The 21,306-nt window shown below is 33.3% G+C and carries 26 protein-coding genes and 1 riboswitch; of the genes, 20 read left to right on the forward strand and 6 right to left on the reverse strand.

Translation table 11 applies throughout. From position 1 onward, the window contains the following. A partial coding sequence (locus BMX53_RS07955) for a transposase (protein ID WP_143061410.1) occupies positions 1-309 on the forward strand: 309 nt, incomplete at its 5' end. Between the two features lie 67 nt (positions 310-376). Here BMX53_RS07955 and BMX53_RS07960 read toward each other — a convergent pair. Further along, positions 377-1,003, reverse strand: a complete 627-nt coding sequence (locus BMX53_RS07960; RefSeq protein ID WP_063176150.1) for a porin family protein — start codon at positions 1,001-1,003, stop codon at positions 377-379. 170 nt (positions 1,004-1,173) lie between these two features. Between BMX53_RS07960 and BMX53_RS07965 the strand changes: the two genes are divergently transcribed. The 9 genes from BMX53_RS07965 (at position 1,174) to BMX53_RS08000 (ending at position 7,940) form a co-directional block, all read left to right on the forward strand. Beyond that, entirely contained in the window at positions 1,174-2,958 is a 1,785-nt protein-coding gene (locus tag BMX53_RS07965) for an ABC transporter ATP-binding protein (protein WP_063176151.1), read from the forward strand. 631 nt (positions 2,959-3,589) lie between these two features. After that, positions 3,590-3,811 (forward strand): DUF2798 domain-containing protein, encoded by a 222-nt coding sequence (locus BMX53_RS07970; RefSeq protein WP_038986659.1) that lies wholly within the window; start codon positions 3,590-3,592, stop codon positions 3,809-3,811. 3 nt (positions 3,812-3,814) lie between these two features. Beyond that, positions 3,815-4,474: a 3,4-dihydroxy-2-butanone-4-phosphate synthase gene (gene ribB / locus BMX53_RS07975; protein ID WP_074745603.1), complete on the forward strand. Its 660-nt coding sequence runs from the start codon at positions 3,815-3,817 to the stop codon at positions 4,472-4,474. A gap of 5 nt (positions 4,475-4,479) precedes the next feature. Beyond that, positions 4,480-5,043 carry a Crp/Fnr family transcriptional regulator gene (locus tag BMX53_RS07980; protein WP_074745605.1) on the forward strand — a complete coding sequence of 188 codons (564 nt, stop codon included), beginning with the start codon at positions 4,480-4,482 and terminating at the stop codon, positions 5,041-5,043. A gap of 121 nt (positions 5,044-5,164) precedes the next feature. After that, positions 5,165-5,785, forward strand: a complete 621-nt coding sequence (locus BMX53_RS07985; protein WP_074745607.1) for a DUF4240 domain-containing protein — start codon at positions 5,165-5,167, stop codon at positions 5,783-5,785. 162 nt (positions 5,786-5,947) lie between these two features. Next, a complete protein-coding gene (locus BMX53_RS18970) occupies positions 5,948-6,124 on the forward strand; it encodes an XRE family transcriptional regulator (protein ID WP_116355019.1) in 177 nt (58 codons plus the stop codon). Positions 6,125-6,126: 2 nt separating this feature from the next. Continuing rightward, a complete protein-coding gene (locus BMX53_RS07990; protein ID WP_063176155.1) occupies positions 6,127-6,729 on the forward strand; it encodes a hypothetical protein in 603 nt (200 codons plus the stop codon). A 145-nt stretch (positions 6,730-6,874) separates the two neighbouring features. Further along, positions 6,875-7,363: an RNA polymerase sigma factor gene (locus BMX53_RS07995; RefSeq protein WP_063176156.1), complete on the forward strand. Its 489-nt coding sequence runs from the start codon at positions 6,875-6,877 to the stop codon at positions 7,361-7,363. After that, entirely contained in the window at positions 7,353-7,940 is a 588-nt protein-coding gene (locus tag BMX53_RS08000; RefSeq protein WP_063176157.1) for a hypothetical protein, read from the forward strand. Before BMX53_RS07995 ends, BMX53_RS08000 begins: the two co-directional genes overlap by 11 nt. A gap of 64 nt (positions 7,941-8,004) precedes the next feature. Here the strand turns inward: BMX53_RS08000 and BMX53_RS08005 are convergent, their stop codons facing one another. Then, positions 8,005-8,502 (reverse strand): hypothetical protein, encoded by a 498-nt coding sequence (locus BMX53_RS08005; protein WP_063176158.1) that lies wholly within the window; start codon positions 8,500-8,502, stop codon positions 8,005-8,007. Between the two features lie 329 nt (positions 8,503-8,831). Here BMX53_RS08005 and BMX53_RS08010 point away from each other — a divergent pair, with 329 nt between their 5' ends. After that, positions 8,832-9,794, forward strand: coding sequence for an NAD(P)H-dependent flavin oxidoreductase (locus BMX53_RS08010; protein ID WP_063176159.1), 963 nt, complete (start codon positions 8,832-8,834; stop codon positions 9,792-9,794). Positions 9,795-9,846: 52 nt separating this feature from the next. Here the strand turns inward: BMX53_RS08010 and BMX53_RS08015 are convergent, their stop codons facing one another. Beyond that, positions 9,847-10,509 (reverse strand): hypothetical protein, encoded by a 663-nt coding sequence (locus BMX53_RS08015; protein ID WP_063176160.1) that lies wholly within the window; start codon positions 10,507-10,509, stop codon positions 9,847-9,849. A gap of 119 nt (positions 10,510-10,628) precedes the next feature. Next, positions 10,629-12,785, reverse strand: coding sequence for a TonB-dependent receptor (locus BMX53_RS08020; RefSeq protein WP_063176161.1), 2,157 nt, complete (start codon positions 12,783-12,785; stop codon positions 10,629-10,631). A 376-nt stretch (positions 12,786-13,161) separates the two neighbouring features. After that, a riboswitch (SAM-I-IV-variant riboswitch) is annotated at positions 13,162-13,275 on the forward strand. On the opposite strand from BMX53_RS08020, the gene BMX53_RS08025 reads away from it, so the two are divergent. The 9 genes from BMX53_RS08025 (at position 13,265) to BMX53_RS08060 (ending at position 19,858) form a co-directional block, all read left to right on the forward strand. Continuing rightward, positions 13,265-14,641 carry a Na+/H+ antiporter NhaC family protein gene (locus BMX53_RS08025; RefSeq protein ID WP_350328223.1) on the forward strand — a complete coding sequence of 459 codons (1,377 nt, stop codon included), beginning with the start codon at positions 13,265-13,267 and terminating at the stop codon, positions 14,639-14,641. It overlaps the preceding riboswitch by 11 nt. 68 nt (positions 14,642-14,709) lie before the next feature. Beyond that, on the forward strand, positions 14,710-15,456 hold the full coding sequence (gene fabG / locus BMX53_RS08030) for a 3-oxoacyl-[acyl-carrier-protein] reductase (RefSeq protein ID WP_038986606.1): 747 nt from the start codon (positions 14,710-14,712) through the stop codon (positions 15,454-15,456). Positions 15,457-15,559: 103 nt separating this feature from the next. Further along, on the forward strand, positions 15,560-16,153 hold the full coding sequence (locus tag BMX53_RS08035) for an ATPase (protein ID WP_063176174.1): 594 nt from the start codon (positions 15,560-15,562) through the stop codon (positions 16,151-16,153). After that, positions 16,131-16,286 carry a hypothetical protein gene (locus BMX53_RS19085; RefSeq protein WP_165589536.1) on the forward strand — a complete coding sequence of 52 codons (156 nt, stop codon included), beginning with the start codon at positions 16,131-16,133 and terminating at the stop codon, positions 16,284-16,286. The genes BMX53_RS08035 and BMX53_RS19085 overlap by 23 nt, the downstream gene beginning before the upstream one ends. A 321-nt stretch (positions 16,287-16,607) precedes the next feature. Next, a complete protein-coding gene (locus BMX53_RS08040; protein WP_063176162.1) occupies positions 16,608-17,276 on the forward strand; it encodes a hypothetical protein in 669 nt (222 codons plus the stop codon). A gap of 28 nt (positions 17,277-17,304) precedes the next feature. Continuing rightward, on the forward strand, positions 17,305-17,841 hold the full coding sequence (locus BMX53_RS08045) for a PH domain-containing protein (RefSeq protein ID WP_063176163.1): 537 nt from the start codon (positions 17,305-17,307) through the stop codon (positions 17,839-17,841). 179 nt (positions 17,842-18,020) lie between these two features. Then, positions 18,021-18,509, forward strand: coding sequence for an exonuclease domain-containing protein (locus tag BMX53_RS08050; protein ID WP_063176164.1), 489 nt, complete (start codon positions 18,021-18,023; stop codon positions 18,507-18,509). 10 nt (positions 18,510-18,519) lie between these two features. Next, entirely contained in the window at positions 18,520-19,311 is a 792-nt protein-coding gene (locus BMX53_RS08055) for a class I SAM-dependent methyltransferase (protein ID WP_063176165.1), read from the forward strand. Between the two features lies 1 nt (position 19,312). Beyond that, positions 19,313-19,858, forward strand: a complete 546-nt coding sequence (locus tag BMX53_RS08060; RefSeq protein ID WP_063176166.1) for a putative glycolipid-binding domain-containing protein — start codon at positions 19,313-19,315, stop codon at positions 19,856-19,858. Between the two features lie 40 nt (positions 19,859-19,898). Here BMX53_RS08060 and BMX53_RS08065 read toward each other — a convergent pair whose 3' ends face one another. Then, positions 19,899-20,762 (reverse strand): DUF6048 family protein, encoded by an 864-nt coding sequence (locus BMX53_RS08065; protein ID WP_063176167.1) that lies wholly within the window; start codon positions 20,760-20,762, stop codon positions 19,899-19,901. After that, positions 20,716-21,234 carry a DUF6452 family protein gene (locus BMX53_RS08070; protein ID WP_063176168.1) on the reverse strand — a complete coding sequence of 173 codons (519 nt, stop codon included), beginning with the start codon at positions 21,232-21,234 and terminating at the stop codon, positions 20,716-20,718. The genes BMX53_RS08065 and BMX53_RS08070 overlap by 47 nt, the downstream gene beginning before the upstream one ends. Positions 21,235-21,306 lie beyond the last annotated feature (72 nt).

Below are 21,306 nucleotides of genomic sequence, written 5' to 3' on the forward strand. Positions count from 1 at the left end.
TCACAAGATGCTAATGTAGTTACAGATAAATGGAGAGGGTACAATCCTTTGAAAAAGAAATATAATATTACTCAAAAAGAAAGTGATAAAGGAGCTAATTTTAAAGAACTACATGTAATAATTCACCAACTTAAGTCGTGGATTAGGACAGTACCTTCACATATCAATAAGAAATATATCCAAGCTTATTTTAATGAGTTCGTATATAGATTAAATAGATCCGTATTTAAGGAAACAATTTTTCATAACACAATTGTTAAGATGGTTAAGGCAAAACCAACTTCTTTAAATATGATTAACGGAAGCTAAACAGATAACTCAATAGTTAGATATAAAAGATAAGGTTCTTATCAACTGATAAGAACCTTATTTAGTATTAGAATTTATATCCTACAGATAGTTGGAATACTCCATTGTTAGAGCTATTGCCATATTTGTTTACATTCGTAAGACCTACGTTATAGCGAGCGTCAAAGAATACACCTACAGGAAGCTCATAACCCGCACCGAAGTTGATACCAAAGTCAAATGTGTTATAGGCATCTTTAACAGATACACTACTGTCTTCAATAGGTAATGGGTGACCTAGTAAAGTAGCACTGTCTATTTTGTATTTAGCATTAGTTAAGAAACCGAATTGAGGACCTACCTGTAGGTTTAGTCCTTTAACGATGTAATATTTAGCCATCACAGGAATATTGATATAACCAAGCTCTGTTTTAGAGTCAATATTCACAAGTTTATTATCCAACATATATGGTCCGTCATAAGCTGATCCTTGATAAGAAAATAGTATTTCTGGTTGGATAGAGAATTTTTGGTTAACGAAAATCTCAGCTACTCCACCAATATGAAAGCCTGTAAGTGATGATCCGTGAGTTGTATTGGTTAAGTTAGAGATATTTAATCCCCCTTTAACTCCAATTTTTACATCAGGAGTTTGAGCATTTGCAGTAAAGCCTAAGGCTAGTACTGTAATTAGTGATAAAGTTGTTTTTTTCATATTGTTTGTTTTATAAATAAGGGGGTAAAATTAACTGTTTATAAACAGGTAGTAATGAGATAAGGTATTATTAAGATAAATTAAACAATTCGTGTTTTTGGGTTGGAATAAAAATAGATTTATTGACATAAATCAAAGCTTTTTATTTAGAACAATTCTATCTTTGCCTTATGAATTTAATACAGATACTTAGAAAGATAAAACCTTTTGTAATGCCTTATAAAAGGTTGATAGTAGGAACATTAGTTCTTACTGCCATAGGTTCTTTTGCTGTGCAAGTCAATGCTTTAATTATTCGCTCGATGGTGGATACATTAAATGAGGTAGTAAGCGGGGTAAAGGATTTGGCTTGGGGATACAAGATGCTATTGTTTAGCAGCGTTGTATTAATTGTTAAAGAGATTTTAAATGCGTTTATTCAATTTGGGCAAAAGTTCTTTGGAGAGAAGCTTCGTATTTATGTTTCTAGAGACGTATCACAGTTAGTAGTTAATAAGATACTAACGTATCGCATGGCGTTCTATACCTCTGACGAGAATGACAGTGGAAAGCTTCAGACTCGTATAGATCAAGGGATAGGGAGTATCACTAGATTGATACAAAACTTCTTTATTGATATCTTGCCTTTGTTTGCCAATGCTATTGTAGCACTTATCTTCATATATACAGCTAATGTGTATGTGGGACTGGTAAGTACAGCGATGATACCGCTTTACTTTTATGTGAGTCAACTTCAGGCAAGTAAACTAAAAGGGTTTAGACGAAAAATGCGTAGCTATAGAGAGAATAAGAATAACGGTATTATCTCGCTTATTAATTCTATCACGGTTATTAAATCCTTTGTAAGAGAACCTCTGGAAGCTGAAAAACATGAGGAAATTCAGTATGATATGACTGAGAATCAACTTCAGACTAGACGAATGAGTTTTGTGTTTGATGCAGTAAAAGGTTTTATAGAACAGTTTGGTTTAGTAGTGATTATCTTAATGACAGCTTACTTTGTTCTTAAAGGACAGATGACAGTAGGGGCTATTATGTTTCACGTATTATTGTTTAACAACGTTACCGCGCCTATTCGCCAACTACACCGTATCTATGACGATGTAAATGATGCGATGATTTACTCAGAGACTTTCTTTGAAATTATCGAGGCTGATCACGAGGTAGAGACTACAGGAAGTTATATTCCTACTGATATCAAAGGAGAGATAGAAATTAAGAATGTATCATTTGACTATCCTAATGGAACTAGTGCTTTAAAGGATGTGTCTATGACTATAGAACCTAATCAGACTACAGCATTAGTTGGACTTAGTGGAGCGGGTAAGAGTACGGTGATTAATCTGTTAGACAAATTCTATGCTCCTAGCGCTGGACAAATCCTTCTAGATGGTGTAGACTTGAGAGAATACGATACTAAGGAATTGCGTAAACATATAGGATTGGTGCTTCAAAAGAACCATATCTTTCAAGGCAGTATAGCGGAGAACATCCGTTATGGTAATCCTGATGCAACGATAGAAGAAGTAGAATTAGCTGCTCAAAAAGCGTATATACACGAGCAGATTACAGAACTTCCTCAGGGGTATGAATCTGATGCTAGACTTTTATCAGGGGGCCAACAACAGCGTATAGCTATCGCTAGATTGTTCTTAAAGGATCCAGCTATTATCTTCTTAGATGAACCTACAGCGAGCTTAGATGCTATCGCTACAGAGCAAATCAAAAAGAGCTTAGATGCGATTAAGGAAAATAGAACTGTTATAATTGTTTCGCATAGTATTTCCCAGATTATTGATGCGCATGATATTGTGGTAATGGAGAAGGGAAAAGTTGTGGAAAACGGGAAGCATGAAGAACTTTATGAGAATAAGAGTACTTATTATGATATCTTCTCTGCGATGGCGAATAGCCTTAACTTAGAGAAGATTTCTCAGACGCTTCATCAGGAATAGGTTTTTTGTTGTTTTGTGATTTCGTTTTTTGTCACGGATTATCTTCGACATCACTTGATTTACATTAGAAACTATGAGATAAATTTTTGAACTATAACAAGGAGTGAAGTAAACATTTATAAATTTAGGTTGTGTAAATAGAGCCATTGCGTATGCGGTGGCTCTATTTGTTTGTATTGGAATTATTTGCCCTTCTTTTTTTATATGGGGTATTTATTGACTTAAGTCAATGTTTTGGAGGTTTAAAGGCTAGATCTTTGCCCTATCAAGTTATAAAAAAACGATAACCTTATCGCTGATTAAGACTTAGTATGTGATTTAGACTCTCACTTATAAAAAAGAATAAGGTTATCAAAATAGAGCTACTGTGTGTGCAGTAGCTCTATTTATTTGTGGTAGACGCAAATTGTTGCCCCTACTTTACATATTAGGTGGATATACTGGATGTTAGACGCAAAGTGTTGTGTCTCTACATTCGATGTGTAGTGGTTCTATTTTTTTTATTGTTAAAAGTATAGATTATAAATCCACACTATTCAGATTCCTCATTTCTCATTGTTCATTTTTTGACTTATGTCAATGTTTAAGAGGCTTAGGAAGAAGAACTTTGTCTTGTTAAAAAATGAAAGATATGAATACAAAGTATTATAAGTATGTAAATACATTATTTGTTGTCATTCCGATGACATTAATTATGGCATTTGTAGGTTTAATTAGAAACTATGGTTTTGGTGATGGATGGTTCTTCATGTTCCTAAAAGCATGGAGTGTGATGTTGCCAGTTGCTTATGCCTCAGCATTTTTAATTATTCCACGTGCCCGTAAATATGCAGAAAGATTAATTAAAGAATAAATTATGGATACATTAGAAAAAGCCCTAAGTCAATTCGGAGGGGATAGTCAAGAAAGAGTTAATCAGGCGCTTAGTTACCTAAAAAGTGGTAAAGGAGTTCTACTGTTAGACGATCAAGATAGAGAGAATGAAGCAGATATAATTTTTTCAACTCATTTAATGTCACAACAAGATATGGCTATGATGATTCGTTACTGCAGCGGTGTTATTTGTCTTTGTCTGACTAATGATAAAGCAGATGAATTAGATTTACCTTATATGGTTACAGAGAATACTTCTAGTTTCCAAACGCCATTTACAATCACTATAGAAGCAGCTAAAGGAGTTACTACTGGATTATCAGCGGCTGACCGCTTAACTACAGTGCGCGCAGCAAGTGGTAAGAATGCTATACCAACTGATTTAGCTCGTCCAGGACATATATTTCCATTAAGAGCTAAGAACGGTGGAGTATTAGAACGTAATGGCCATACAGAGGGAGCTGTAGATTTAATGAAACTAGCAGGGCTTCCTTCTGAAGCAGTATTGTGCGAATTAATGAATGATGATGGTACAATGGCTAGATTACCAGAGGTACTAGAGTTTGCAAAAGAACATAAAATGATGGTTTTAAGCATAGCAGACTTAGTTTATTACCGTACTTTTGTAACAGAAAATAATTAAAGTAAATGAAGCAACTAATTGATTATATACAGGATAGAGTAGAAGTGACTACAGAAGAGTTAGATATTATTCTTTCCTTTTTTCACTATGAGAAATTGAAAAAAGGGGAACAATTATCTTCTTCAGGAGTTAGTTCACAGAAGCTATATTTTGTGTGTAAAGGTTGTCTGCGTATTTTCTATATTAATGAGGCAGGGCAGGATGCTACGAGATTCTTTGCTTTTGAAAATCAGTTTGCTACAGCTCTTGTGAGTTTTATTAATAGTTCTGCTTCATCTGAATATTTACAAGCACTTGAGATAAGCGAGGTTTATTCTATTACACATTCGGATTTTTACAATTTGTTAGAGCTTGTTCCTAAATGGGAGAAATTCTACAGACAGTATTTAGAATTTGCTTATATCAACAACACTAATAGGCTACATGCTATGGTTACCATGGATGCAGCAGAACGATATAATGAACTACTCAAACAAAATCCCCAGATCGTACAGCGATTACCTAATAAAATAGTTGCTTCTTACTTAAATGTTTCTCAGGAGACTTTAAGTAGAATAAAATCTAAATAAGTCGGATTATTAACTGGAAACGCCCCAAAGTGCTCATGCTTTTGGGGCGTTTTATTTTCTATAGTTAAGTAATCCCCATATAATAAAGCGTATCTTAGTATAACCTATAAAAAGAGTAGTTATGAATATAGATTTGAATGAACAATTCTTCTGGGAATTAATAGCTAAAGCTGATACTAGTAATAGTTGGGAAACCTATGATATAGATGAACACATTGATGAGTTAACAGCCTTACTTTCTGAACTAGAATCAGACGAAATGATTTTGTTTGAGATGGAGTTGAGAAAAAAAATAAATGCTTTAGATACAGTAGAGATAGCTGAACTCAGTATAATCTTAGAAAATAACTTTGAAGTAGAGGATGGAATATATGATTTTGATGATTGTATGTCTACAGATGGGTTTATTTATTTTCGTTGTTGGTTAATTCTAAAAGGGAAAGAGTTTTATTATGATATTCTTAAAGACATTAATGTATTTGTGAGTGGCAAGTATGAGTTTGACATAGGTGATACATGGGCAGAAGGACTATTATATGTAAGTGATCTAGCGTATGATGCTAAGTATGGAAAAGAAGACTCTAGCTTTGTGACTGATACCACAGATGAACTTTATCCTGATATAGAGCACTATGATTTAATTGATACACAGTGGGATCGCCCTGCGTATATAGGTAAAGAACTTCAAGTACACTATCCAAAACTAGTAAGCGAAATCGGTGATTTAAGAAGTGAAGAATAATCTTAGTATGGCTACAGGTATAATATGAAAAACTAGTTATACTATATGTTGCTGATTTCGAGATCTATTACTTAAGGGAGATGAACAAGTAAACTAAAAACATAGAAAAGTATTTATCTTCTGAAGTATAATTTTATTTTTGCAGCGTAAACAAAAATAAGAATGAAAGGAATTAGACATCAAATGGATTATGAAGCCATTTGTGAGCGGATAGAAGAACTATTACAGATAGTAGATGATAATACACCTATAGATAATAAAGACTTTATAGAGTTGGATATTCTTTCGGATTTAGTGGTAGATTATGAAACACTTCTTAATTTAAATCCTTTTGCCTAATTATGAGTTATACTAAGTTGACTAAAGATATAGAGAAGTACTATAAGCAGCATGGTATGTTTTATTATTATAATGCTTTAGAAACTACTGTAGAAGAACAGCAGCAAAACTTAATAACACATAATGAGGTTCGGGATATTATCATCACACAGTGGCAAGAGGATAAACGATATAAGGAGCTTATATCGTGTGCTCATGGCGGATGGTATAGCTATGAAGAGTTTAATGAGCCCTTAGCTTTGTATTTTGTTAAGCAGAATGAGGTGTTAGCTCTTAAGGTGTTATGTGAACGAGGTATTCGCTTTACGGTTGAGGATATGCTGAAGGTCTTAGTAAGAGCAGAAGAGGAATTTTCGACTATTACAAAAGAGGAAATGATTAAGTTTAATCTTGATTTATATCTAGAGAGCAAGGTATATCATCCTGTAGGGGAGGTCATCAAATATAGAGCTAAGGCTTTGTATCTTATCGATCATCTTATCAGATATATAAAAGAGGTAAATGAGTTAGAATACTTAGAACAATTAGAGATACTGCGCTCTAAAGTTTATCTATTAGAAGTAAAGAAATCAGATTTGAAATATTTTAAGCATAGGTTGTTATAATCTATGCTTTTTTGTTTTACTCCCTTAAAGTGCTAATGTGTTCAAAATTAGTTTGTAGAAAATTTAGGCGGTTTTGTTCTATAAATGTAAATTCATGTAACATATTTAAACCTTGTGTATCTAAATGATAAATAACCCAAATTAGATGAGTAAGTATAAAGCAATTTTTGAGTCATTATATCAGCAGTACTGGCAGCGTATTTATCGTTTGGCTCTAGGGTATGTCAATGATGCAGATTGGGCAAAAGATATTGCACAAGAGACGTTTGTCAATGTGTGGAATCAATTGCCCAAATTCAGAGCAGAGGCAGAGTATAATACTTGGATCTATCGTATTGCTGTAAATATTTGTTTAAGGCAAATAGAGCGGAGTAAAAAGGTAGTCTCTGATCAGGATAAGGTACAACGCAGTAAATCTGTAGAGGAGGAGTACCAAGAGGTAAATACCCAAAGGCTATACAAGTCTATTAGTGAGCTCACAGAAATAAATAGAATTATTATTTCGCTGACTCTAGAGGGGATGGATCAAAAACAGATTGCTGATGTAACAGGAATTACACATGCTAATGTGCGTACTAGAGTACATCGTATTAAAGAAGAACTGTATCAAAAACTTAATAATTATGGAAAGTAATCAAGTGAATTTAGAACAGCTTTGGGCTACTCCTAAAATAGAACAAGGCAATATCGCAGAGGTGTTTAAGTCTATAGATACCTATCGACTTAAGAAGGTAAAGATGAATTGGATTCTGGCTATAATAGGAGTATTCTCTTTGGGATGGATTATCGGAGTTAATGTACTATTAAAAGATACTGTATTCTATGAGTCTATTTGGGTAGTGTTAGGAAGCGTAATTTGTATCGTGGCTATCTCAATGTTTATGATTAGTTATTATCGTTTAAATGTATTAATACCGAGTTCGATATTGACACAGAGTACAACTGATTATATTAAGATGTTGACAAAGGAAAAGAAACAGCAACTACAGTTGTCAAAAGTATGGATGAATGTGTATTTACTGCTTTTTATAGTGGGAATAGGGATATATTCTTATCCGTTTATATTAAAACTTGATTCTTCATTAATTGGCGGCTATTACGCAGTATTGGGGATATGGGCTGGAATAAATATGTATTGGAACAAAAAGTCTAGTACTAAGAAAATAGGGAAATTAGAACAAATAATTAAGGCTCTAAAAGCAATTAAGTAGAAATAGTAAAGCCACCTTAAAAGAGGTGGCTTTATGTTTTAAGTCGTTTTCAGGTGCAAAAAAATTAGAATCTGTATCTTACAGCGATACCTAAGTCAGCATAAATACCATTTCGGTAGCTGTCATTTAAATAAACCTCTGGGCGCAAGTCAAGAGCTACTTGTAAAGGAACTTCTTTAAAGTTGTATTCAAGACCAATAGTTCCAGTGATTAAACCAAAAGCTCCACTGTCAGAATGCTTTTTGTGATCGTGGTAGTAGCTAGAATTCCATGTACCTACAGCGGCACCAACTCCTGCATACCAATCAAATCCTCCTTCAATGTTCCATACCCATTCGTAAAGACCAGTTACTTTAACAGCATCGTAATCGCTGTTGTTTCTCCAACCTAAATCTAGTTCTAAACGGTTATTTTTAGATAAATCTCTTTGATAAGAAACTTCTGTTCCTAAACCGTGGTTTCCTCCAAAACGCAATCCAATAGCGTTTTTAGGTCCTTTTTGAGCTTGAGCTGTAGAAGCTACTGCTAGTACAAGAGCAGCTGAAAGCAATAATTTTTTCATTGTAATATATTATTTTTTTGCACTTCAAAAGTAATGTAAAATAAAAGGATAGTCAAAATATTAGCATTTACTGTAAAGTTTTGACTACTCTGTTAAAGATATTTTTTTAAGAGTTTTTTGTAATTACTTAGAATGTAATATACTAAGGTTGTGTTTTTTTTAAAACAGAGATGAGATAGTAAGATGTGATTAGTATAAAAGTGTTAAAAAATAGTGTGATAACACTAACTATGGTATTAAATATAGTAGATTAGACTCAATAAGTCATTTTTTTAGAGTAAATTACATTCATTATCAAAGATTGATCTAAAAGAAAAAACTATATCACTATGAATATACAAGAGTTTAAAAATAGAATGACATTACCTATTGTTGTTTCTCCAATGTTTATTGTTTCAGGAACGAAGTTAGTAATCGAATGTTGTAAGAATGGAATAGTGGGAACATTTCCTGCATTAAATGGTAGAAGTTCTGAAGATTTTGAGAAGATGCTAATTGAGGTAACTACTGAGCTAGATGCTTTTGAGAAAGAAACAGGAATAAAACCTGCACCTTTTGGAGTAAACTTAATTGTGAATAAAACTAATCCTAGATTAATGCCTGATTTACAACTTTGTGTGAAGTATAAAGTTCCTTTGATCATTACTTCCTTAGGAGCAGTCAAAGATCTAGTGGATGCTGTGCATAGTTATGGTGGATTAGTATTTCATGATATAGTAAAGAAAAGACATGCTGAGAAAGCTGCTGAGGCAGGTGTAGATGGACTGATCTGTGTAGCTGCAGGTGCAGGAGGACATGCTGGTACAGCTAGCCCATTTGCATTGTTATCTGAAATTAAGAGTTTCTTTAAAGGAGCTGTACTTTTAGCAGGTAGTATAGATACAGGAAATGATGTGTTAGCTGCTCAAACTATGGGAGCAGACTTCGCTTATATGGGAACTCGATTTATCGCTACTGATGAATGTGTGGCCTCTAAAGACTACAAACAGATGTTAGTAGATTCTGGTATTGATGATATCATTTATACAGATGGAGTATCAGGAGTGAATGCTAACTTCTTAAAGCCGAGTATTGAAAAGGCTGGAGTTGATTTGTCTCATAAAAAAGAGGAGGATTTCTCTCAATTAAGTGGAGACAATGCTAAAGCATGGAAAGATATCTGGTCTGCAGGACATGGTACTGCTGGAATTGATAAAGTGGTAAGTGTAAAAGATCTAGTAAGTCAGCTTAAGCAAGAGTATAAAGCGGCATTAGAAAAGAATGCTCAAATACAGAAGAACTTGAAATTTTAAAATATCTAAAAAAAAATAGCTCCTCAGCAGGAGCTATTTTTTTTTGTTATTATTAAAAACCTTTTCCAAAGAAAGAAGTAATATCAAAGTATAAACTTTTAGTTTCTCCTTCTTTTGTTTTGAAGGTTAACTTATCATAGTATTTATCTCTATCAGAATTGATTAAAGCTTGACCTAAGAATTGAGAATTAGGATAGTGTTTCTTTAAGTACTGATACTCTTCAGTCACACTGTTTACTTTAATAGCTGTTTCTACTGTAAGCCCTGGTTCTTTTACTGTTTTCTCTTCTGTTAATCTTTTATCGATAAAAGTATAACTATCAGCATTAAACTTAAAGTGAGCATCAAGAAGTTTGAAATCAATATTGTTTTTATCTAAAACTTTGTATTTATAAGTCGTTGTTTTTCCCGAAACGCTGTGGTACTCATAGAATACATCTTTTTCTACCCACCAATTACCTGTTTCTATACTCTCTCTTTTGTGATCTCCCATTTGAACTAAGAACTCTAAAGAGAATGTACCGTCATCTTTACGAGTCATCTTCCATTTCTTAGTAACACCTTCTATTTGTTGGTCTGTTTCTTCTCCACCCCAGATACCCACAAGTGCAGTATCTATCTTCTTGTTACCATCTACAGTTTTTAAAGTAGAACAAGAAAAGAAGAATAGCGAAAAGGTTAATGCAAGTAAGGTTTGATAGTGTTTTTTAATCATAGTTGTGAATGTTATGTTACATAGGCTAAAGTAAATTATTTTACTAGTAAAATAAGGGGGTATAAGAAGAAATTAATAAAAGGGATAAAGTTTAAAATAGGACTTTATCCCTTTTAGAATTAATAGTTAAAAGTAAGTGATAAAGTGTAGTATCTTCCATTACCTCTTGCATATTCTGCATCTCTCGCTACAAGCATAGATGAACTAGTATAGTACGTTTTATTAAATAGGTTTTCGATTCCTAATGATAATTGGATATTTTTATTGTACTGATAAGAGGTATGCAAGTTAAATAAATCTATAGGACTGACCTTTCCTTCGCCTTCTTGGTAAGTAAGCACACCTGTTTTGTTAGGAGTAGGAGTGAAGCGGTTTCTCTTAGAAGTATGCGTATAGTATAGGTTAACCCATAAATCTTTAATTGGATTTATAGTTGTAAATAAACTTAATTTAGGAGCAGCTATGCTAAGTCCACTCATATAAGTATCATAAGAAGAACTATTATCTGACTTCATTTTACCTTCATAACTAGAGAAACTACCTCCCACAGTAGCCCAATCAATAGGTTTTCCATCTAAAGCTAGTTCTATACCATTAATGCGTTGAGGATTTCTCACTACTTGCCAGAAACCACCTTCTCCAGCTTGTAGATCACTTCCTAATTTAGCAACTGACCAGAAGTAAGCAGCTCTAAAGTTCCAGTTATTATCTAGTTTACTTGTAAACCCTACTTCATAATTATTAGTAACTACAGGATCAGTCTCAATCTTAGAAACGACATCGCTCTTAGCATCCCTTAAAATACGCCCAAGATCATAGATAGAAAGACCTTGAGAGAATGAAACATAAGGATTGAACTCGTTGATAATATTATAAGATAAAGCAGCATTTAAAGAAGCTTTGCTATAATCTAAATTACCTCCTTGAATAGCAAGCCATTCTTGGTCTTTTTTAAGAGGGATCGTTTTATAATCAGGTACTTTTACTGATATATTATCATAGCGAATACCTGCTTTAAGAGTTAGATTGTTATAAAATACAGTACGTGTTTGTAAGTATGCAGCATTGTTGTACGCTTTTAATTCAGGCACCCATAGTCTGCCATCTACAAGAGGTTGGCTAGTCTTATCAAATAAGAAATCTCCACCAACTATATAGTTTGTTTTAATATCTTCTGTAAAGTCTATTTTAGATAGAATACTCACTCGAGTGCCTATTTTTTCAGCTTTAATAGTAGCCTGTCCACCTGTTTCTTCCCATCGAGGAGATTTAGGATTATGAGCTCTGTAATCGAAAAGAGTATATAGTTTTTGACCAAAAACTGAAGCTTCTAAATCAGTATTGGTAAAAATCTCTTTACTAGTATACTTTAAATAAGCGTTGTGATTATATTTTGTTCCTTCGTTTTTAGCTGCTGGATCTTTCTTGCCAATAACTCCTATTTGTGGAGACTCTAAGTATCTTCCACCAGAGGCAACCAAGTCAGTGTTCTGTAAAGCGCTATAGAAGTTATACATTGCCTCAATACGGTTATTAGCATTGATATCGTATCCTATTTTTGCTAATAAGTTTTGAGTAGTTACTTCTCCTAATCCATAACGTGGTGAGATATATTCTCCTTCACCGTCAACAGATCTTCCTGATTTAATGACCCCTGCATTGACTAAATAATCAAAGTTATCAATCTTACCATTAAACTGTTGGTTTAGCTTATAACCGTTTGTGTTTTTACCTTTTGATATAAAGGCATCAGTTAATGCTAATGATGTACTGCCACTAAAAGCTTTGTCTTTGTTACTTTTTTTAGTAATGAAGTTGACGATACCACCAGCACCTCCACTTCCATATAAGGAAGTCGCACCTTCTATCACCTCAATACGCTCTATGGCATAAGGACTTATAGTACGCAAATCTCTATCTGTGTTTCTAAGTGGAGTACTCTGTGGTATACCGTCTATTAAAACTAGTATTTGTCTACCTCTTAAGGTCTGACTTCTATTACTGGTAGTATTAGAACTTAATCCAATAGAAGGTACAGCTAATCCTAATATTACTGACATATCAGAGTTGAGCTGAGCATAACTTTCTATTTCTTTTTGAGTGATTACAATTACAGAACTTGAAGTATTGCGTTTTACCTCCGGAAGGCGAGTAGTAGAAACAATGATTTCTTCTAAATGAGTGTCATCTTCTTTATTAGGCTTTACTTGCTCTTGAGCAAAGGTAGGATATGCAACTGATAGCATTAATCCTAAAGTGTAGTGTTTGATATTCATATGCCTATTTTTATACTGTGTTTATTATGGTAAAATTAGGTAATATGACTTTATTTGGAATCATTACAAATAATTATTATTAGATTGATACTTTGTAAGCTTTTGAAGCGTAATACTTTATTGAAATAAGAAAGGAAAAATGAATATCTTATAATTTGTACTAAAATAGAATAGAGATTTTTAAGTAAGGGAATTGAATAAATTCAAATAATATAAAAGAGTAAGTAAGACTAGTTGGCTTTTTTTAGACGAATACTATTCTATTTTTAAGCCTTTACTTTCTTGTGAGGAGGGATAGATTACTCCTTAATCAATGTCGATGTCATAAAATTGAGGTGATTTGTTGTTTTTGGCATAAAAAAAACTATCTTTGCGTCATATTTATCAAGAATTTTTCTGCATAAAATGAGATTTGTAGAAAAATAGCAACCTGCAACAACAAGCAAGGTGCTGCAATCGATAGGCCAGAGATGGAAAAAATGTTGTTTACTTTTCTTAGTAAGTTTTATTTCTACAATTTCTGGCAACTTATTTGTAATAACATTATTATTAAAATTAGGACTATGTCAGAGAACAAGTTTTACACTTTTATTCCCTTTTTTATTTTTATAGCCATCTTTTTAGGCTGTGGTATTCTATTAGGTGACTTTTATAAGATGCCTTCACCCATTGCTATATCTGTTGGTGTAGTATCAGCATTTTTGATATTCTATAAGACTCCTATGAATGATAAAGTTATCTCTTTAATCAAAGGATGTGGAGATAGTAAGATTATCACCATGTGTATTATTTATTTACTAGCAGGAGCTTTTGCTACAGTTACTAAAGCTATTGGTGGCGTAGATACGATGGTCAATATGGGATTAAGTGTTGTACCTATAGAGTATCTTGCTATTGGGATATTTGTTATTGCTTGTTTTTTATCTCTAGCTATTGGAACTTCAGTTGGAACTATCGTAGCTTTAGGACCTATTGTAGTTGGTCTAGCGGAGAAGTCTGGTACTTCTATGGGGTTATTATGCGGTACTCTATTAGGAGGAGCAATGTTTGGAGACAACCTATCTATTATATCAGATACTACAATTACAGCAACGCAAACAGTGGGCTGTGAGATGAAGGACAAGTTTAGAGCTAACTTTAAGCTTGCTTTACCAGCAGCATTATTAACTATAGTAGCTTTATTTTTCATGAGCGGATCAACGACAGATATAGTTCTTGAGTTAGGTGATACAAGTAACTTTTGGGTTATTCTTCCTTATGTATTAATCATTGTCTTAGCTTTAGTAGGGGTACAGGTATTTGTAGCTTTATTCATTAGTATTTTAGTGGCAGGAATTATCGGTCTTGTACAGCATGACTTTGATGTACTAGGTTTTGCTAATCTAACGTATGAAGGGTTCGTATCAATGAATGAGATATTCCTATTATCAATGCTAACAGGAGGTCTGGCGAAGATGGTAGAAGATCAAGGAGGTATTCAGTGGTTGTTAAAACAGATGAAAAAGCTGATGAAGTCTCCTAAGGGAGCAGAGTTTGGTATTGCAGGTCTAGTATCATCTATAGGGGTGTGTTTAGCTAATAATACGGTGTCTATCTTGGTAGCGGGTAACTTAGCTAGAGATATTGCTACAGAGTACGAATTAGACAGACCAAGGGTAGCTTCTATCTTAGATATCTTCGCCTGTATTATACAAGGGGTGTTGCCTTATGGAGCGCAGATCTTGATTTTACTTAGTTTTACTAATGGCAAGATAGATTATTTAGATTTGATGAAGTATTCGTATTACTTTGTTGCTCTGTTGATTATCACACTTGTTTATATGATTTTCTTGAGAAAAAACGCACAAACAGCATAAAAGGAGCTTGAGAAAATACAAAATGTTTATATTTGTCCTCGGTTCAAATACAAAAATTGGATTTACACATGAAATTATTAGAAGGTAAAATCGCTATTATCACTGGTGCTACAAGAGGAATCGGTAGAGGAGTAGCTAAGGCATTTGCAGAACAAGGTGCAAGTGTTGCATTCACATATAGTTCTTCAGCTCAAGCAGCAATAGAATTAGAACAAGAATTAGCAGCTTTAGGTGTTAAAGCAAAAGGATATCAATCAAATGCAGCTGAGTATGAAGCAGCAGAGAAGTTGGTAGAAGAGATTTTAAAAGAATTCGGAAACATTGATATTTTAGTAAACAACGCTGGTATTACTAAAGATAACTTATTAATGAGAATGTCTGAAGCAGATTTTGATGCTGTAATCGAAGTAAATCTTAAGTCAGTATTTAATATGACTAAAGCAGTACAACGTACAATGCTTAAGAACAGAAAAGGATCTATCATCAATATGAGTTCTGTAGTAGGAGTAAAAGGTAACGCTGGACAAGCTAACTATGCAGCTTCTAAAGCAGGAGTTATCGGATTCTCTAAATCTATTGCATTAGAATTAGGTTCTCGTAATATCCGTTGTAACGTTGTTGCTCCAGGATTTATCGAAACTGAGATGACAGGTGCTCTTCCAGAAGATGTAGTAAAAGGATGGAGAGATGCTATTCCTTTAAAACGTGGAGGTACTCCAGAGGATATCGCAAATACTTGTGTGTTCTTAGGTTCTGACATGTCTGCTTACATCACAGGTCAAGTGATCAATGTAGATGGTGGTATGCTTACATAAGCTATTGCTATTGCGATAATATATAAAGGCTATCTAGGTGACTAGGTAGCCTTTTTGTTTATAATTACGTATCTTTATATATTGATAGATAAGTTTTTATATGATGAAAAAGAAAAATCTATATATTATATCTGGTTGTAATGGAGCCGGAAAAACGACAGCTTCCTTTACTATCTTACCTGAAATTTTAGAATGTAAGGAGTTTGTCAATGCAGATGAAATTGCTAAGGGACTATCTCCTTTTCAACCTGAGAAAGTTGCTTTTGAAGCAGGAAGAATAATGCTTAATAGAATAGATGAATTATTAAAAGCAGATGAGAACTTTTCTTTTGAAACTACATTGGCAACAAAAAGCTATAAGCAAAGAATAGCTTTGGCAAAAGAACAAGGATATACCGTAACCTTATTGTTCTTTTGGCTTGATAGTTTTGAACTAGCCAAGAAAAGGGTTAGAAGTAGAGTTAGTGAAGGGGGACATAATATCCCTATTGATGTGATTGAAAGAAGATATATTAATGGGATTGTTAATCTTTTTGATATTTATATAAATATAGTAGATCAAATACTTATCTTTGATAACTCAGAAGGGAACCATATTCTAATGGCTGAAAAGAACTTAGAAGAGGAAATGTTAGTGTACAATGAAGAGAAGTATAACCTTTTAAGACAGTGTTATGACAGTAGAAGAAAGAAATGAGAGAAACGAAAGAAAAGAAAAGATCCTTAAAGGGCTTGAATTAGCTTACCAAAATATGATTCTTTTCAAAAAAGAGAAAAAAAGTAAGATTATTGTGAGACAAGGGGATAAAATTGTAGAATTAAATCCTTAAAAAACTAATACGCGATGCTTACATAAGCTATTGCTATAGCGATAATATATAAAGGCTATCTAGGTGACTAGGTGGCCTTTTTTATACAAAAGTGAGAGTGTCCATAGTGCCTCTATTAGAACTTTGTGTTTTAATAGAGGTATTATAGATCTATTATTCGCTCAGTATTCTGGTATTGTAACTAGAATTCTAGTTTCTGTATCTTGAATATTTATTAGTGTACTAGAGATAATATGTTTAGGTCTTTTAACTTTTTTTAGCATGTATAAGTTATAATTATTTTTGTGTTTTATTGATTACTCCGTACTTTTAAAATAAAAAATGAAGAAGGTACTAGATAAAGGTGTTGAGATAGGAAAACAAGGACTACAGTCTTTTAGTATTGTTTTTTCTTGTTTGATCCGATGGATAGGTATGATGCTAGTGGGTACCTTTTTGTCTGTGTGGATATTCTTCTATTCGATGAGTAAGATTTACCAACTCAGAAAAGGGAGTGAAGCAACGGGTTTCTGGGATAACTTTACAGCATTCTTTAGTGATATCAACTACTCTGTTATTATTATCTTCGTTTTGCAACTTGTAATGATTGTCGCCTATTTTATCGTAGCTAATAAATATGCTATACAAAAAGCCATAGCTATGTTATGGGAAAAACAAGGAAGTGGGTTTATCGCTGGATATGTAGAACAATTATGGAATTACTTAAGTAAGAATAAACCACATCTATTTGGAGAAAAGCCAAATAAAGAAGCTATACAACGCGAATTAATAGCCCTGAATGATGATAATCACGTAGCCGGGATGATACAGCGTAAAACGACTCATTATGTTCTATCTAAGGCAAAATTAAGTAATGGACCGACTAGTCTTTTACAACAATTAACTACACTTCGATTTAATCCTTTGTCTTTATTGCCAGCACTGTGGTTGTTTTACGGGTTAGTAGGTATACAGATACTGTTTATTTTGTATATTTATTATAGATATTAAATGTTGTATAGGACAAAATTAGAATAATATGAAAATAGGAAATGACTCAATAGGTATAAGTAATACAGATAAGATCAAATTATTGGCTGTTATATTTGCTGTATACGTAGCTGTGATAATGTTATTTGATTGGCTATTAGATGGTAGTCTAAAAACTTGGGATAACTATCTGATAAAGGGGTTGATATATAGTATATTGTTTTCAGTATTGATATATGTGTCAATCAATAAACTTACTAAAAAAGTAGAACTGAAATTAGAAATACCACTAGTAGCAGGTGAGGAGCTAGAAGCTTATGGAATGGCTAATATGTTCTTAGGAAAAGAAGCTATAGGAGGAAAGTTAGGAATAACAGAAGACACATTAGTATTTCACTCACATAAGTTCAATATACAGAAAAGTACTATTCGCATTCCTTTTGATGAGATGACGGTCTTAAAACCATATAGAGTGATGTGGTTTATGAATAATGGGATAGAGGTACAGACTTATGATTCTCGATGCGTGTTTGTGGTAAATGATAGGAAGACTTGGTTAGAAATAATTCACAAGAAAATGAACTAATAAAAAGCGATTATAGATCTATTGTTCTATAATCGCTTTTTTACTATTACAATGTATAACTGAGTTTATTAAGTGGAATAGGCTTGCTAAAATAGTTAGCAAAATGATAATTTTTAAGAACATACTTACACTTTGAGACAAAATTATAGTACCTTAGCTATTATGATTACAATACTTCGATGAATAAATTTACCGCTATAGATTTTGAAACTGCTCAACCACAGCGCAATAGTATTTGCCAAGTGGGCTTAGTAGTATTTGAAAACGGAATTATAGTAGATTCCTTAAACATTCTTGTACAACCTCCTCAGAATGTTTATTGGAGTAAATTTATTGACGTACACGGTATCACACCAGAAGATACACAGTTTGCGCCTACATTCGAAGAAGTTTGGCATAAGATATTACCCTTTATACAATTTCAAGATGTAGTAGCGCATAATGGCTTTGGTTTTGACTTTCCAGTCTTACAGAAGACATTAGAGTATTATAACCTGGCTGTGCCTGAGTATGAGAAGCATTGTACTTATAAATTGTATAAAAAAGGATTAGCCAAATTAGCTGAACAATATAATTTATCTCTTAATCACCACGATGCTCTTAGTGATGCTAAAGTATGCGGAATATTGTTTAATCAATATTTAAACAATGGAGGTCTAATTATTTAATAGTATTATTATGACAAAGACAAAAGAGTATTTACAGCACAATCAAAAAGCATGGGATAAACAAGCATTAGCTAATCAGCAATGGTCTATGCCAGTGAGTGAGGAACTAGTAGCAAAGGCAAAACAAGGGGATTGGGACTTATTTGTATTGCCAACACCGATAGATAAAACTTGGCTAGGAGATGTAACAGGGAAGAAGATATTATGTCTAGCTTCAGCTGGGGGGCAACAAGCACCTATTTTAGCTGCTGCTGGAGCTAAAGTAACTGTAATGGATTTGTCTGTGGAACAGCTTAACAAAGATAAGCAAGTAGCGGATAGAGATAATTTACATTTAACTATTGTTCAAGGAGACATGACAAACCTAGAGATGTTCCAAGACAATAGTTTTGATATTATTGTACATCCTATATCTAATCTATATGTTAGTGATGTTACTCTAGTATGGAATGAGTGTTATCGCGTCTTAAACAATGGGGGAAGGCTTATTAGTAGCTTTTATAATCCAGTAGTGTTTATTCACGATAAGGATTCTAAATATGGCGCCGAAGGAGTCATCAAACCTAAGTATAAGATTCCTTATGCAGATTTAAGAGATCTATCTTCAAAAGAGGTAGAGGAAAAACAGAATAGAGATGAAGCCTTTGTTTTCGGGCATAGTCTTCAGGATTTAATAGGAGGACAGTTAAAAGCGGGGTTCTTAATTAAAGAATACGAAGAAGCTTTTCAACCCAATCCAAGGTTTGTAGTAGATCATTATCTGCCTACATTTATAGCAACAGTAGCAATTAAACTTCAATAATATGGAGCAAAACATAGTCTGGACAGGTATCGATAGTTTATCGATTGAAAAGTGTGTCTTGATTGATAAAGGTGAAACTATTCACAGTAAAGGTGATTTAGTTGGGAACAAAAACAACCAAGTTTATGGGGTAGAATATCAAGTAGTAGTTGACCAGAAATGGGAGACTCGATTCTTTGATATTACTTGTAAAGTAGGGCATAAGAACTATGCTATACATGGGTATAAGCTAAATAATCAATGGATTATAGATGAACAAGAGCATCCAGAATTACATGATTGTTTAGATATTGATATTTCAGTAACACCATTTACCAACTCTTTACCTATTAATCGACTACAACTAAAAGTGGGAGAGTCTAAAGAACTTGCAGTATTGTATATTAATCCTATAGAAGAGCGATTCACTAGGGTAGTACAACGCTATGAAAGATTATCAGAGACGACTTACCATTATAAGAATTTATGGAGTGATTTTGAATCAACAATAGAAGTAGATTCTAAAGGAGTAGTGACACATTACCCAAAGTTATTTGACAGATTATAAAAATATAAAAGCCCTAAGATATTTTCTTAGGGCTTTATTATTATTTACTTTTCTTATTAGTTTGAATCATTTTTAGATCCTCTTTTTGCTCTATTGCATTTCCTTCTAAGTCAAACTTCTCTGACTCTTGTGTAGGAACAACTACTTTGTCTTTTTTGGACTTGTACAATGGGAAAAGATAAGAGATGGTATAGTTAAAACCAACACCGATATTACCACTGTGCTTTTTATTATATCCAGGGATATAAAGATTTTCAAAATCATCAGGTTGTGTCTGAGAGATAAGACCTGTTAATCTCATAGTGAATCCCATAAACACATTGCTAAATACTCGCGTTTTAATTCCTGTTACAAACTCTACCCAATGCGCACTTAAGCCGTTTTGCTTTTTATTAACATCAATTCTCTCTTTTGGAAAGTATGGGTCAGTTGTATAAGGTTGATACCAATTAAGGGTTTGCGAAAAATTAGAATAACCATATCTAAAACCTACATAGATTAAATCTTCTCTATCTAACCAGTTCTCGTGTAAATTATAGTTTCCTCCTAGTCTGATATAGCTACCTGTGGTTGTAAAACCATAACTATTCTCATTTCTAGTCATTTTATCATGTCCAATCTCTGCTGCAGCATACCAGTTTTTAGTTAGTCTATAATCCCCAACAACTTCGAAACCTTGGTATGTCTTGTCATAAAAAGAACGTGTTATTCTAAACAAATCAACTCCTACTCTGATACCATACCTTTGAGGGTAATAGTGTGGAGATTGTGCAGTAGAATCAGTTAAAACTGGAGTTACTTCTTTAGTAGTTTTTTCTTGAGCAAAGGAAGAAAAAGCTAGAAGTAAAATACCACAATTAATAATAAATCTTGAAGTGTGCTTTTTCGCTATTTTGAATTTCATTTGTCTCAGTTGTATAGTATTTAATCCAATTACCACTAGTTTGTTCTGCATTTCCATTTAATGAAGGAGAAGTTCCGTCTTGACTCAAAGAGAATGTAGATACATATCCACAAGCTTTGTTTAAATATCTAGTATTGATTTTATATTTAAAAGTCAATGTATCGTATAAAGTGTCTGTCTGATTCTGTACTCTTTTTATTGATTTTAAGATCCATGTAGATTCAGGTTGATCTAATCTTAAAGGAATCAACAATTTATTACCTTTACTTTTTACTAAATCTTTTTCTCTACCAGCAACAAAAGCTTCTACCAATTCATTTTTAGGAATACCTTGGTCATCAAAGCTGTAAAACTCAATTAAAAAATTAGGTGTAGTAGGCTCATCAGCACCACAGATATCATCTTTCTCGCAGGCACTAAAAACTAAGCCTCCAATACCTAGGCAAAAAGCTGCTAATATTAGTTTTTTCATATAGATTTTTTATCTCTGTATATAAGATGTCAAAAATACTAAAACTAATTTATAACTCTCTAAAAAAGTTAT

The sequence above is a fragment of the Myroides marinus genome, from assembly GCF_900109075.1.
Taxonomy (GTDB): domain Bacteria; phylum Bacteroidota; class Bacteroidia; order Flavobacteriales; family Flavobacteriaceae; genus Flavobacterium; species Flavobacterium marinum_A.